The following is a 15,745-nucleotide window of genomic DNA, read 5'->3' as shown; positions in this document are numbered from 1 at the left end:
AAAAATACTATTAGTTTGAAAGTGTAGACACTAAAATAAAGACTGAATATTCAGACTCAAAAGCATATAATTATATCCAAAGCAGAGGTGACTCGGATTAACGAGTCTTGCCTCAGCCTTTGCTATTTCATTCAACCCTATTTACACATACTCATTTACTAGATCATTACTTGCTAGTAAGTATTTCGCCAATGCTTCAATTTCGTCACCAATTGGTTGATCCGCTAATAAAGGTGGACAGAATTCACGCACTTTCTCTAAGAATTTACGTGTTGTTGGAGATAATTGCTCTTCCGCCTTATCTAAATGGATTGCCTGAGAAGCACAAATTAATTCTATTGCGATAACGCGAGCCGCATTGTGAACAATCTGACGTACTTGACGGGCCGATGTTGTTCCCATACTTACATGGTCCTCTTGGTTACCTGATGTAGGAATAGAATCCACACTAGAAGGATGAGCTAATACTTTATTTTCTGAGACAATAGAAGCTGCTGTATATTGTGCAATCATTAGTCCACATTCAATCCCAGGGTTTGTTGCCAAGAACGGCGGCAATCCTTCGTTAAGATGTGGATTTACCATACGTTCTGTACGACGTTCTGAAATATTAGCCCATTCACTTACACCAATCTTCAAAAAGTCCATTGCCAAGGCAATTGGCTGACCATGGAAATGACCACCCGATAGTACCTCACCACTTTCTAAAACAATCGGATTATCTGTAGTCGCGTTCATTTCAGTTTGAACACGATTCTCCGCGTAGAAAAAGGACTGCCAAGAAGCACCGTGTACTTGCGGAATACAGCGTAGCGAGTAAGCATCCTGCATGCGAATTTCGCCTTGCTTTGTGACACGTTTACTACCATCAAGCCACTTACGAATACGTCCCCCCACCAGTTCTAATTCTGGATGTGGCCTTACTGCTAATAGCGCTGGATCAAATGCTGACGTAATGCCCTTTAAAGCTTCTAGCGTCAAGCTTGCCGCCATATCCGCCGCAAGTCCAATTCGTTCAGCTTCATTGACTGTTAATACACCAATTCCTGTCATAGCTTGCGTACCATTAACAAGTGCCAGCCCCTCTTTAGCTTGAAGTCGAACTGGTGTTAACTCCGCTCGTTGTAGCGCCTCGCTTCCACTCATAACTTCTCCGTTAAACTCCGCCTTACCTTCTCCCACTAGCACTAATGCCAAATGCGATAATGGCGCTAAATCGCCGCTTGCTCCCACCGAACCTTGTGACGGAACAATCGGATGCACCCCTTTATTAATAAACTCCAATAACAGCTGTACGGTTTCCTCACGAATGCCAGAAAATCCTCTAGCTAAAGCATTGGCACGTAACACCATCATTGCACGTACAACATCAGTAGGGAACGGTTCACCAACACCCGTTGCATCAGATCTTAATAAATTCAGCTGCAATAGCTCAATATCCTCTTGCTCAATTTTTATATTGCTGAGTTGCCCAAAGCCTGTATTCACTCCATAAATCGTTTGTCCTTCAGCTAAACGTTTCTCGATACGCTCTCTACTTAAACGAATACGTTGTAAACTATCGACAGAAAGTGCAACTGTTGCTTGCCCCTTAACGATTTCCTCAATTTGTTGTCTTGTTAATGTATTGCCATCAAGCTCGATGATCGATTTCACATGACATCCTCCTATTCCCTATCTAACTATGTAAATAAAAACTCCTCATTTATTGGTCGTAATATTAAAAACTTCAGCATTAAATTCCATTTAAGCGTTTTCATTGTACAAGTGGTTTCTGCTGATGATTTATTACTCTATTTACATTGTACTCACTACTTTTTTCAGAATATAGAGAATTTTAAAAGAGAAAAGAAGATTTTTTTCAGATTCCTATGTTATTTTTAATAATATAATCGTATTTTTATATGAAACTGGAATATTTTATAGGAGTTGATGTAATGAAGCTATTATTAATTGATCGTGATCCTACCGACTTGGCAGGCATAAAGTGGTTTTTACATACCTATTTCCCTGGAGACGTCTTCATTGAAATGTGCACAAGTATTTCAGAGGTGCCCCAAAGAATTCGATTATTTGAACCGGACGCCATTCTGTTAAATATCGATCTATTTCCTAATAATCGCTTAACGGCTCTTTATCGGGATTTACAAAAGCTATCTGGTGCCATTCTTGCAATGACGACAGAACCTTTATTTAAAAATGCATTGAAGGCAATAGATTTACAAGTGGCCCATCTCTTTGTAAAACCCATTGATTTAGAATTATTAAAACAAAAGCTCACAACCATTTCTCTTCGCACACCACAGGTCACGGAATATGCACAGGAGACTACAAATGATTCCTTTTATTATCAATTATTTTTAGATAACAAATCTAGTTCAATTGAGACGACCATACATTTCACAATGATGGAGCCAGAACATATCGAAACTTTTAATAAGCTTTACAATTGGCTACAACAAACACCTATCCACTTCCATATGAAAACCTACCCTCTGTCCAATACAATTGTATGCCTTTTTCAAACAAGTGACATAAAGATGGTAGAAAAGGATGTCCGTGCACTTATGATGGAATGGCGGTTAATTAGTAATAGTTCTTTAAATATTGGCATTTATGATGGGCCACCGACAACCATCAAAAACATGTATACATTAACAAAGCGCGCACTACATCAAAGCTTTTACGAAGGCTTTGGTCATATTTTTTATGCAAGCAAACAAATTGAAACACAGCCCTTTGATCCCTTATTAACACCAGAAGAGCAACAATTGTTAATCAGTAGTTTGGAAGACGGAAACCTTGAAGCCGTTAAAACATTTTTATACCAGCTATCTAATGAGGGAATATATTATGAGCAAGATGATCTACGTATTCATTTAACAAGTGTTCTAGCACAAATTCGACGCTTTATGTTGAAATATAAATTACACGAAAAAGCAGTTATCGAGCAAAGCTATCGTCAGCTATTTCACTTAATCATTGAACATCCTATATTTTATACAATTCTCAATGGCATTATTTCTTTCACACAAACATTAATTGAATTAGCGCGGGAAGCTCGAATGGAGAAACGAGCCGATTATGTTGAACTAGCTTTAGAAATAATTGATCAACAATTTAATGATAGCTCCTTGTCCCTGCCCTTCGTCGCCCATAAGCTCGGAATCAGCCCAAATTATTTAAGTACCATTTTCTCAAAGAAGCAAGGCTTACCATTTAAACGCTATTTACAGCAAATAAGAATTCATCATGCTACTAACATGCTGCTAGAAACGGATTTTTCCATTAGTGAAATTGCCCATTTAAACGGTTTTGATGATCCTAATTATTTCATTAAAATATTTAAACAACAAATCGGCATAACGCCTAATCGATATCGAAAAAACTAAAAGATAATTGATTGAAATAATTTTCAATTAGTCCATTTTATTTTCAATAAAGGTTTTTACAATGTAGTCATTATCTTAAAATTCATGTCATTTTCATACCTAATATTTTTTAAAAACGAGATTAGAAAAGTGAAATTTCTGGTGAAAACTATGTATAAAACGCCTTTCCTTCGCATATATTTATAGTTTATCTTTAAATATAAAAATTCTTTAACGATAATAATTATAATGTACTAGCAATTCTATTTTATATTTGTTATAGTTATAGATGAAGAGTTTGACTTATATTTTTTTCAGGAGGTAAACTAATATGACAAACGCAAATGATCGTAGCCGTCGTTTTACAACAGCAGGTGGCGCTCCAGTAGTAAGTAACCATGACTCTATGTCAGCAGGTCCACGTGGTCCTCTTTTACTTCAAGATGTATGGTTAGTTGAAAAATTAGCAAATTTTAACCGTGAAGTAATTCCTGAACGTCGTATGCACGCTAAAGGCTCAGGTGCATTTGGTACTTTTACTGTAACGCATGATATTACTCAATATACAAAAGCGAAAATTTTCTCAGAGATTGGCAAGAAAACAGAAATGTTCGCACGTTTCTCAACAGTTGCTGGTGAGCGTGGTGCTGCAGATGCTGAGCGCGATATTCGTGGCTTTGCCCTTAAATTCTATACAGAAGAAGGAAACTGGGATCTAGTAGGGAACAATACACCTGTATTCTTCTTCCGCGACCCATTACACTTTACAGATTTAAACCATGTCGTTAAACGTGATCCACGTACAAATATGAAAAACGCTAACTCCAACTGGGATTTCTGGACTCTATTACCTGAAGCGCTTCACCAAGTGACAATTGTAATGTCTGACCGTGGTATTCCAGCTGGTTACCGCAATATGCATGGATTTGGTTCTCATACGTATAGCTTTATCAATGCTGAAAATGAGCGTGTATGGGTTAAATTCCATTTCCGTACAGAGCAAGGTATTAAAAACTTAACAGGTGCTGAAGCTACTGAAGTTATCGGTCAAGATCGTGAATCTTCACAACGTGATCTATATGAAGCTATTGAAAAAGGCGATTTCCCTAAATGGAAAATGTATATTCAGGTTATGACAGAGGAGCAAGCTCGTGAGCTTCCATACAACCCATTTGACTTAACAAAAGTATGGTATAAAAAAGACTTCCCATTAATTCCTGTCGGTGAGTTCGAGTTAAATAAAAATCCGGATAACTACTTTGCAGAAGTTGAACAAGCTGCATTCGCACCATCTAACATTATTCCTGGTATTAGCTTCTCACCAGATAAAATGTTACAAGGTCGTATCTTTGCATACGCAGATGCACAACGCTATCGCCTAGGTGTAAACCACTATATGCTGCCAGTTAACGCACCGAAATGTCCATTCCGTACCTTCCATCGTGATGGTGCAATGCGCTTTGACGGCAACCTCGGTTCTACATTAGGCTATGAACCAAATAGCTATGGTGAATGGGAGCATAACCTAGACCATAAAGAGCCTGAATTACGCATTGATGGTCATGCAGGTATTCACGACTTCCGTGAAGATGATAACAATTACTTTGAGCAACCAGGTAAACTGTTCCGTTTAATGACTACAGAAGAGCAACAACGTCTATTTGAAAATACAGCGAATGATATGGCTTCTGTTGAAGAATTCATCAAACGCCGTCACATCCTTCACTGCTATTTAGCTGACCCAGCATATGGTGAGGGTGTCGCAAAAGCGATGGGTCTTTCGTTAGAAGGTATGGACCTTACAAACCCATATGTAAAACAACCAACTAACGTTTAATAGTCCACTTATTATTGATATCCAAATTCAACTTTTACTCCATGTGAATCTGTCATTCACATGGAGCTTTTTTATGATTAGAAAAGGCTTATGTCTATACTTTGACATAAGCCTTCCTTAGTGTTGAAAAACAAAACAGTCAATTGAAAGGGAGAAATGGATTTCCGTTGCAGGCTACTTGCTTTCCTGTGGGCGAGCGCCGAGCCGCTTCCTCCGCTACCGCTCCGTGCAGGGGCTCGCCTGTCTCGCTCTCCCACGGGAGTCAAGTAGTCTTCCACTCCAACCCACAAAAATGGTACCTTTTTAGCAAAGGTTTTCAAATAAAGTGAAGGTTTTTGCTACTTATTTTATGGAGGATGATTGTCATTCATCACTTCTCCATATTGAAAATAAGAGCCTATCCCCTCTAAGAATACAGATAATGGGCTATTTGATCGCTATACTACTATGAAAAAAAGTAAAGACACTTTGCAGAATGGTTGATTGGAGTGGAGCGAGCGTAAGTGAGTGAAGTGGCTCATCGGACGCCCCTGGAAAGGGCGCTGGCGGAACGGAAATCAACCTCTCACCTTGCAAATTTGCTTTTTCTGCCGTTGACATCATCTTTTTTCAACAACATGAAAGGCTTATGTCTATACTTTGATATAAGCCTTCCTTCATTATTGATAAATCTGACTCCCCGCTTTTTTAAACTCCTCTGCCTTTTCCTGCATACCTTGATGAATAGCTTCAGTCGTATTTAAATCTTTTTCTTTAGCATAATTACGAATATCCTGTGAGATTCTCATACTACAGAATTTAGGGCCACACATTGAGCAAAAGTGCGCTGTTTTCGCCCCCTCTGCTGGAAGCGTTTCGTCATGATATTCAACCGCACGTTCTGGATCTAATGATAGATTGAATTGATCACGCCAGCGGAATTCAAAGCGTGCTTTTGACAATGCATCATCCCGTTGTTGTGCACCTGGGTGTCCTTTCGCTAAATCAGCTGCATGGGCAGCAATCTTATAAGTAATAACTCCTACTCGAACATCCTCACGATTAGGTAAGCCAAGATGCTCCTTCGGTGTCACATAGCAGAGCATCGCTGTACCAAACCAGCCAATCATCGCTGCACCAATAGCTGAGGTAATATGGTCATATCCTGGCGCAATATCTGTTGTTAATGGGCCCAATGTATAGAAAGGCGCTTCCTTACAAACTTCTAATTGCTTGTCCATATTCTCCTTTATCAAATGCATCGGTACATGACCTGGCCCCTCTACCATCACCTGAACATCATGCTTCCAAGCGATTTGTGTTAATTCACCCAGCGTTTCAAGCTCTGCAAATTGGGCCTCATCATTGGCATCTGCAATGGAACCTGGGCGTAAGCCATCTCCTAAAGAAAAAGCAACATCATATGTCTTCATAATTTCACAGATTTCCTCAAAATGTGTATAAAGGAAATTCTCTTGATGATGAAATAAACACCACTGTGCCATAATTGAACCACCACGTGACACAATGCCTGTTACACGATTTGCTGTAAGAGGTACATAGCGTAAAAGAACACCCGCATGTATCGTGAAATAATCAACCCCCTGCTCTGCTTGCTCAATGAGCGTATCACGATAAACTTCCCACGTTAAATCCTCGGCTATGCCATTTACTTTTTCTAAAGCCTGATAAATGGGCACCGTTCCCACTGGCACTGCAGCATTTCGAATAATCCATTCTCTCGTTGTATGAATATGTTTACCAGTCGAGAGATCCATAATATTATCGGCACCCCAGCGTGTAGCCCATGTCATTTTCTCAACTTCTTCTGCTATTGACGACGACACCGCGGAATTTCCAATGTTTGCATTGATTTTCACATGGAAGTTGCGACCAATAATCATCGGCTCTGCCTCAGGGTGATTAATATTAGAAGGCATAATAGCCCGACCTGCTGCAATTTCTGAACGAACAAATTCAGGATCCATGTTTTCACGTATCGCCACAAACTCCATTTCCGGCGTTATCATTCCATTTCGTGCATAGTGAAGCTGTGTTACATTTTTACCCCTTTTTGCACGTAAAGGCTTCCGCTCCAATTCAGGGAAAACATTTTCTTGAATGCGCGGATCATCAACACGACGAAAACCGTTATCCTCAGGTTTAATCGTACGCCCCTCATATTCCTCAACATCTCCTCTTTCTTCTATCCATGCACGTCGCAAAGCAGGCAGACCCTTTGTAATATCAACGTGATAATTCGGATCTGTGTATGGACCACTCGTATCATATACTCGAATAGGGGCATTTTTTTCATCCCCAAAGCTACCAGTCGTTGGGCTTAATGCGATTTCACGCATAGGTACTAAAATATCTGGACGTGATCCTTCCACATACACTTTTTTGCTTCCTTCAAAGCTAGACATAATCGTAATGTTCTTTTCACTAACTACTGACATGAGCTACTTCTCTCCCTTAAATGTAATTTGATACAAGGACCGAAAATCTAGCTCACTCCAACAAATAAAGAAAGGCCGAATCCAAAATATTTTTTTGGATCCGGCCATGAATGTAAAGGTCTAGTAATTGCACACGACATACGATGCAATAGCTTCTTAACTTTCCCACGCTGGTATGAGCCAGATCAGGTCCAAAGGGTCAAGAAACTTCTAAGCGTTTCCCTCTCAGCCTGACTCATCAGACTCCCCTAGTTAATACTATTTAGTTTGATGCTAGTGTAGCAGATATTTCTAAGAGATGGAAGTTTTCCATTCAATATTTTAAAATTTTCATCCAACTAAGTAAATAATACTTCCGCAAGATAAATCACGATCGTTACTGTTAGACAGCTCACAATGGTTGAAAATAAAACAGTTTGCGCAGCTGTAGCTGATTCCACATCGTATTCTAATGCTAGACTAGAGCTATTGCGAGATGTTGGGAAGGCACTGGCTATAAACAGAGATTGTGCGACAACTCCATCTAACCCCAATACATAAATAATGACCAATGCTACAGCTGGTCCGATAACTAATCTTGTAAAACAGCTAACAAAAACAGTTTTATTAAACATAGATTTGATTTCAAGCTGTGATAATTGTGCGCCTAATGTAATTAAGGCTACAGCAATAAATCCATCTGCGACATGCTCTACAGGTATTTTGATAAACTCCGGTATACCAATATTAAAATAGTTCATAGCGACACCAATAATTAGCGCATGAATAATGGGCATTTTAAAGAAATCTTTGATGATTGTCATACCCGATTTCGTAGAGGAAATTAAATTGTACAAACCATATGTATAAGTTGTCATATTTTGAAATATAACGAGCATGACCTGAATGGCTACACCAATAGGTTGTGTTACAAAAATCATTTGGGCCACTGGAATACCATAATTTCCAGAGTTAATGAGCACAACACTATTTTTAAAGACGGCTGCCTCCGTTTTGGCCAAACCAAGCCCTTTCGCTAAAAAATGACTGAGTATCATTTGACTCCCAATAAAAAGCACAATAAATAACCCGACTTCTCCCAGAACAGACAGCTCTACACGTGTTTCATATAAATTCACAAAAACAGCGGCTGGCATAAAGCAATATGTAATAAGCTGAGACAATGCTTTTAAGTTAAAACGAAATTTCTTTTGTAGTATAGCGCCAAGTACAAGCAACACTAAAATAGGTGCAACAATTTGAAAGAAAATCATTCCGAGATACATCATATTGATGACCCCCTTCCCTTCATTATAGTAGTGCTGAATGGCTAACAGGTCAATGTCTCTTCCCTTCACCATTAAGAAAGACTGCCTATATATTTTAGGCAGCCTTTTTCTTTACGCTAGCTTAAATCGATTTACGACTTCTTGCAGTTCATTTGATATATCATTCATATTTTGAATAGACTCTGCTACTTTTTGTAACTCTGCTTGTTGATCCATTGCAGAAGCACTTACTTGTTCAGCAGAGGCAGCTGTTTCCTCTGAAATAGCAGATATACTTTGAATGGCCATAATTGCTTGATTTTTATGCTCTAACATACTAGATAGCTTACTCATTAGTTCACTAATGGAAGCTGCAATTGAACGTGACAAGTCACTGCTATCTTTAAAGGCCATTTGTGTGCTTTGTACGGACTCATTTTGAGAATGCATTAAATCTGCATTCGAAGCAATAACAGCTACTGTTTGTTGGGAATTTTCGAGAATACTTTCTACCGTACTCTTAATAATTTCTGTTTCATTTTTAGATTGCTCTGCTAGCTTTCTTACTTCCTCTGCTACTACTGCAAACCCTTTTCCATGTTCGCCAGCACGAGCTGCCTCGATACTTGCATTTAAAGCTAACAAATTCGTTTGCTCTGTAATGCTTTGAATAGAAGCGATGATTTGATTAATATTGGCAATGTTAGAAGCTAATGATTCCATTTGCTGTTGAATACGCCCATTCATCTCATTTGTTTCTATATTATGTTCACGTAAACTATTAACCTCATGCAATCCCTTTTCTGTCGTTGCACTTGTTTTATGAGATAGCTCATCCATCTCATTGGATAGTGACGTAATGGCATCAATCTGATCAGATAGATCCATCATTCGATAATTGGTTTCTTCAGTATCCTCTGATTGCTTCGATGCACCTTGTGCAATTTCATTGATTGCTACTGAAACCTCTTGACTTGAAGCTACTATTTCATTAAAGACCTCATGCACTTGATTAGAAGATTGGTTCAATAATGTCGTAGAATTTAGCACTGTTTGTATTGCACTATTGGTTTTATCCAGCATATTATTATAAGCCAGTGCAACTGCACCAATCTCATCAGACTTAATATATTTCTCCTCTACTCTTTGTGTTAAATCCCCTTCTGCAGCTGTTTCAATGGATGCACGCAAAAATTGGAGTGGCTTTAACTGTTTGTAAATGAATAGCACACTTGCAACTGTCATCAAAACAACCATAATAATAGAAGAAATAATTGTAAATACAAAGACGTGGTTGTATGTCTCTAGAATTTTTGATTCAGGCAATACAATTTGAACAGTCCACGTCTCGTCAATATCCTCTAAAATCATTGGGGCAAATACATTAAATGCCTTTTCCTTAAACTGTTTAGAATCAACGTACATACTTGTAAGCTCATCATTTTCCATGGTCTTACTAATACTTGTCCAAGCTGGGTCCTCTTGCATATTGCGCCCATCTAGCTCTTCACCAAAACTGTTGGCTGTCAGTACACCCTTATTCGTAATAATGCCCGCATAACCACCCTCTGGTGCAACAGATTCTGTTAATCCATTTAAAAAATCTATCGATACATCCGCCGTCAATACACCAAAAAACGATCCAGAAGCATTGACTAACGGCACTGAAATGGTTGTCATTAATACGTTCTTTCCATTTACATTGTAATCATACGGCTCCGTTAAAACTGCGCGTCCGTCTTCTTTTGGCACCCAGTACCATTCAGAAACACTTTTATCATCGACCCCTTCAATTAAAGTGGTGCTGATCTTATTATCATCTTTGCTTAGGTATGGTCCAAAACGTTTTTTGGAATCGACTAAAGTAGCCTCTGCATTTGCATCTAACATAATAGAACCCTGCTCAAAGATTGCTCCAACACCAAGTAAATCATCATTGTTAGCTAGATTATTTTCCATAATGTCTAAGACACCCTTGGAAGATAAAGCATTATTCTTCTGCATGCTTTCAATGATTTGCTTTGTTGTTTGCAATGCCGTATTTGCTTTCTTGAAACGTTCACTCATAATAGCAGCCGAAGATTCAGCAGCCTGCACCGTTGCATATTCTGAGTCTTCCACACTTTGATTTTTTATAATAATTCCCGTTGTCACTGTATAGGATAAAAATAAAACTAGAAATAATCCTATAATTAGGGAAGATAGTTTTAATGCAATACCTTTAGATTTTTTCATAACTAACACCCCACTTTTATAATAATGATAAAGGATGAAAGGTTGTATCACAATAAAATATTTAGCGAATAAAGTAGAATTTTACAGAGTTATAGAGAGAAATATGGACAAATCTACAACCAATATACATTTTTTAATAAGGGTCTTATGAACTATTAAAAACAAAAAGCTCTGTCTATGACAGAGCCTTTCATAACAAAATCATGTAGTTTAACTAAAGGTTTGAGCATGAGGCATAGCATTTGCTTGTTTCCAGCTTTCATACCAACTCTCAATTTCCTCGCTTGGTTCCACTGCCAAATGCTCCTGAAGCATTTTTTTTAATAACCAGTATTGCTCCTCAACAGCAGCTGTATTATTTAGAAGATCGTATAGCTTCATTAAAGTGAAGTAGTTTTCCTCTGCATCAGAAAAAAGTGCCTGGACTTTTTCCTGTACCTTTACTGCAGCCATGTAGTTCTCATTTTTTATGTAAAACTCGCTTAGCTGATGAGCATGGTGTAACCACAATCTCCTTAAGCGCTCTCGCTCACTTTCCGCCCATAGATAATCGCAATCTCCTAAATAATCACCTGTATACATTTGGAATACTTTTTCATGTTCATCAACTGATGTCTCTTGTAATGGGGGTAATGATTTTAAACAGGACAGCCACTGTTCTACATCCACTACAACATTTTCAACTAAGAGCTTATAGCCAGAATTCAGCAAAGGGCTTGAAATTTGCACACCATCCATTCCATAATTTTTTAATGTTTGACGGATTGTATAGATAGCTGTATAAAGCTGTTTAGATGCTTTATCGATATCAGACTCCGGCCAAAATAATTCTAAAATCGTATCACGATAAATCATTTCATCACGGTGATTTAGCATGAAGGCAAATAGCTCTTTGGCTTTAGATGTACGCCATTTCATGAGCTGTGTATGACCATCTGGTGTAACAACATTAAGACCGCCAAAAAGCTTAATAATTGTATGTTTAGGCGGAACTTTTTTATGTTTATTATTTATGTGTTCTAGACGTTCTAAGGTCTTTTCTAAACGAACATTTTGTACAGGCTTTAATAAATAATCAATAGCATGTAGATTAAATGCATCTATTGCGTATTGATCAAACCCTGTTGTAAAAACGATTTCTACATCGGGCAATAACTCTTGAATTTTTTCCCCTAATGCTAAACCATCCAAATCAGGCATCACGATATCTAAAAATACAGCATTTGGCTGTAGCGTTTGGATCTCTTCAATTGCTTTTAGAGAATCGGTGTATTCTCCTACTATTTCAATTTCCGGGACATTACTTTTTTCAAGTAAGGTTTTCAGTCTCGTTAATGGTAAAATTTCATCATCTACTAGCACGATTCTCACATTGACCCCTCCTAAAAAACTATTCCTTTACTTATTATCGTATAATTATTAAAAGAATTGATAGAATAACCATTACTTTTGAAGGAGAAATAACTCTATTTGTTGAAATCTATTATTTATGATGAAAAAGAAAATACTTTCCAAAAATTTTACTATTTTTCTAATTGCCGGGTTATTCTTTTGTTTTCTAACTTTGATACGCTTCACTTGGATGAATTTCACAAATATTTCAACAGGGATCGATGCTATCCAAGGGACTGTTAATTTAAGAAATATTGATACAAGCCATAATTTTATAATTAAGCTACAAAAGGAATGGGAATTCTACCCTAATGTCCTTCTCGCTTCAGAAAATACCCAATCAGTGGAACAACATAAAGTTTATACAAATCAACCAGAATCTTGGGATCAGTATTTTCAACATAATGATGAGGTTCATTATGGTTCTTATCGTTTAAAAATTCTCAAAGAACACACTGCACCTCAGATGTATGGCATTACGATTCCTGAAGGTTTAGCTCCCTATGAGCTTTACATAGATGGTCAATTCATTGGTGGACTAGGGAATCTTACAGCGGATTATACTCAAACGGCTCCTATTGGCAGACCTGTAACCCATTATTTTACGCTTAATACTAATGAAAGCGAAATTATTATCCAAGGTGTTCAAACAAACCCATATGTACAAGGCGGGTTTCAAAAAGAAATTATTTTTGGCGATTTGCACTCTATGGAACAATCAAAAACCTTTTCCATTACAACTCAAATGGCGGTTTGCTTTGTCTTTATTTTTTATCTATTATTTACGATTCTACTTTGGATTATCGGTATTCGGGATAAATCTCTTCTTTATTTTGCCTTGATTATTGTTTCAACCTGTGTAACCGTACTCGTTTCTAGCAATAAAATTTTATTTAGCTACCTACCTATCAATTGGATTTGGGCAAACAAATTATTTTATTTTTCTTATATTAACAATATGATGTTTTTCGTTTTGTTCCTACGTGAATTGATGAAGGAATACGCTAAGCCTAAAATATTAACGATTGTTCCTTTGCTATGTGCTACCTATTTATTATTTATTGTAGTAACCCCGATAGAATACATTTTTAAAACAAAAATGATATTCATAATACTTTTCATCGTCTCGCCTATTATTATAACGATTTTCACATTGTCTATCGTGATAAAAGGTCAAAAAGGCGTAATATTTTTATTATTAACAGGGACAGCAGTAGTCACTAATTCATTATTTTTCTCTATAAGACAAAATGCTACACTACCTTATAGTCATTATCCTTTTGATTTATTAATTGGTATAACGGCATTATCCGCATTTTGGTTTACACGCTATTTTCAATCAACCTTACAAACTGAAAAGCTTTCTGTGAAATTACAAAAAGAAATAAGTACAAAGGATGATTTTCTAGCAAATACCTCTCATGAGCTGCGAAACCCTTTGCACGGCATGATGAGCATCGCCCAAACTTTGTTAGCAAAACAGGAAACTAAAGAAGATCAAAGTGATTTAAAACTATTGGTAAGAATCGGTAATCACATGACCCATATGCTAGATGATTTATTAGATCTAGTAAAGCTAAAAGAAAAAACGCTTCGACTGCAGCCCAAACCTTTGAATGCTTATAATCTCGCAAGTGGGGTTAGCAATATGTTTCGTTTTATGCTGAAAGGAAAACCAATTGAGCTTATCATACGGATACCTACTAATTCACCTTTTGTGTTAGCAGATGAGACACGATTAATTCAAATTTTTTCCAACCTAATTCATAATGCCATTAAATTTACAGAGCAGGGCTCCATTACGATTGATGCCGAAGTGGTTGGTAAAAAATTATATATTTCCGTTACAGATACAGGAATTGGCATTGAAAAGGATATGCAAGAAAGAATATTCGACCCTTATGAGCAAGTTGATTCAACAATGACGTCGGTAAGTGGGGGCCTCGGATTAGGCTTAAGTATTTGCCAAGAGCTTATATCTTTGCACGGTGGGACAATATCGTTGACTTCCACTCTTGGGGAAGGCTCATCCTTTACGTTCTCCTTACCCATAGCAAAGACACAAACAGTGGAATACAGTGACTCCACTACTGAAATGGATACAACATTATTAAAATTTACGTCATTGTTAAATGATTTATCGCAAATGAAAGAAAGCTTTGCCGCTTCCACTGAAGAAACTACTTTGGTGACCAGTCAGGCAAGAATTCTTGTCGTGGATGATGATGCTGTAAACTTACAAGTTCTCGTGAATGCATTTTCGACTGAACCCTTTGAAATTGAAACAGCTTTAAGTGGGACCGAAGCTCTTAGAAAACTACAAGAGAGTAGCTTTGATTTAGTTATTTCCGACATTATGATGCCGCATATGTCTGGCTATGAATTGGCAAAGTACATTCGTGAAAAATTCTCAATTTCAGAGCTGCCCATATTATTTTTAACAGCTCGACAGCAAAGTGAAGATATTCGACTCGCCTTTTTAAGTGGAGCAAATGACTACATTAGGAAACCAATGGAATACATGGAGCTTAAATCACGTGTTCAAGCACTCATTCAGATGAAGCAATCTAGTGAGGAACGTCTTCGCATTGAAGCTGCATGGCTCCAAGCACAAATTCAACCTCACTTTTTCTTCAATACACTGAATTCTATTATTTCTTTAAATGGAGTAGATGATGAAAAAATGGAGGAATTACTACTGGCCTTTAGTGATTACCTACAAATGAGTTTCGATTTCCAAAATGTCGATTTAGTCGTGCCTATCGACTATGAATTAAAGCTTGTACGCGCCTATATTGCAATTGAACAAATTCGCTTTGGTGACAGGATACGAGTTGTGTGGAATATTCCTAATCAGATGAGTCTGTTTGTTCCTCCACTGTCGTTACAAACCTTGGTCGAAAATGCTATCCAGCATGGTATTTTACCTCGTCGAGAGGGGGGTACTGTGACCATCTGCATCAAAGAGATGGAGAAGCTTTTTACAATAGCCATTTCTGATAACGGTGTTGGCTTTGAACATAGGATACCTGAAAAGAAAACAAGCGTAGGTCTTGTCAATACGGAACAACGTCTAAAGCAATTATTTGGCGTGGAATTAACGATAAACAGTGTCATTGATCAAGGCACAACCATCTCCTTCTCCATTCCAAAAACTTAAAGGCGAATGATGTCGTTCTAACCGCCAGTTTGGAAGCTGAATCCGTCACTTTATGAGCTCTATTC

The 15,745-nt window shown here is 37.7% G+C and carries 8 protein-coding genes and 1 riboswitch; of the genes, 3 read left to right on the top strand and 5 right to left on the bottom strand.

Going from position 1 to position 15,745, the window contains the following annotated elements:
* Positions 1 to 141 precede the first annotated feature (141 nt).
* Positions 142 to 1,656, bottom strand: coding sequence for a histidine ammonia-lyase (gene hutH, locus NV349_RS01155; RefSeq protein ID WP_036125650.1), 1,515 nt, complete (start codon positions 1,654 to 1,656; stop codon positions 142 to 144).
* A gap of 281 nt (positions 1,657 to 1,937) precedes the next feature.
* On the opposite strand from hutH, the gene NV349_RS01150 reads away from it, so the two are divergent.
* Both NV349_RS01150 and NV349_RS01145 read left to right on the top strand, forming a co-directional pair.
* On the top strand, positions 1,938 to 3,392 hold the full coding sequence (locus NV349_RS01150) for a helix-turn-helix domain-containing protein (protein WP_101967044.1): 1,455 nt from the start codon (positions 1,938 to 1,940) through the stop codon (positions 3,390 to 3,392).
* Positions 3,393 to 3,702: 310 nt separating this feature from the next.
* The gene (locus NV349_RS01145) at positions 3,703 to 5,208 is read left to right on the top strand and encodes a catalase (RefSeq protein ID WP_036125644.1); all 1,506 of its coding nucleotides are present in this window, start codon (positions 3,703 to 3,705) and stop codon (positions 5,206 to 5,208) included.
* 659 nt (positions 5,209 to 5,867) lie between these two features.
* Here NV349_RS01145 and thiC read toward each other — a convergent pair.
* The 4 genes from thiC to NV349_RS01125 all read right to left on the bottom strand — a co-directional run bounded on the left by thiC (position 5,868) and on the right by NV349_RS01125 (position 12,499).
* Complete coding sequence (gene thiC / locus NV349_RS01140; protein ID WP_036125643.1) at positions 5,868 to 7,646, bottom strand: phosphomethylpyrimidine synthase ThiC; 1,779 nt, start codon at positions 7,644 to 7,646, stop codon at positions 5,868 to 5,870.
* Positions 7,647 to 7,791: 145 nt separating this feature from the next.
* A riboswitch (TPP riboswitch) is annotated at positions 7,792 to 7,906 on the bottom strand.
* 78 nt (positions 7,907 to 7,984) lie between these two features.
* Positions 7,985 to 8,914 carry an AEC family transporter gene (locus tag NV349_RS01135; protein WP_271912103.1) on the bottom strand — a complete coding sequence of 310 codons (930 nt, stop codon included), beginning with the start codon at positions 8,912 to 8,914 and terminating at the stop codon, positions 7,985 to 7,987.
* Positions 8,915 to 9,025: 111 nt separating this feature from the next.
* Positions 9,026 to 11,128: a methyl-accepting chemotaxis protein gene (locus NV349_RS01130; RefSeq protein ID WP_036125636.1), complete on the bottom strand. Its 2,103-nt coding sequence runs from the start codon at positions 11,126 to 11,128 to the stop codon at positions 9,026 to 9,028.
* Between the two features lie 210 nt (positions 11,129 to 11,338).
* A complete protein-coding gene (locus tag NV349_RS01125; protein WP_036125634.1) occupies positions 11,339 to 12,499 on the bottom strand; it encodes a response regulator in 1,161 nt (386 codons plus the stop codon).
* Positions 12,500 to 12,710: 211 nt separating this feature from the next.
* Between NV349_RS01125 and NV349_RS01120 the strand changes: the two genes are divergently transcribed.
* Positions 12,711 to 15,680 carry a hybrid sensor histidine kinase/response regulator gene (locus NV349_RS01120; RefSeq protein ID WP_271912102.1) on the top strand — a complete coding sequence of 990 codons (2,970 nt, stop codon included), beginning with the start codon at positions 12,711 to 12,713 and terminating at the stop codon, positions 15,678 to 15,680.
* Positions 15,681 to 15,745 lie beyond the last annotated feature (65 nt).

This window comes from Lysinibacillus sp. OF-1 (genome assembly GCF_028356935.1).
Lineage (GTDB): Bacteria > Bacillota > Bacilli > Bacillales_A > Planococcaceae > Lysinibacillus > Lysinibacillus fusiformis_D.
This window is presented reverse-complemented; position numbering and strand designations above follow the sequence as displayed.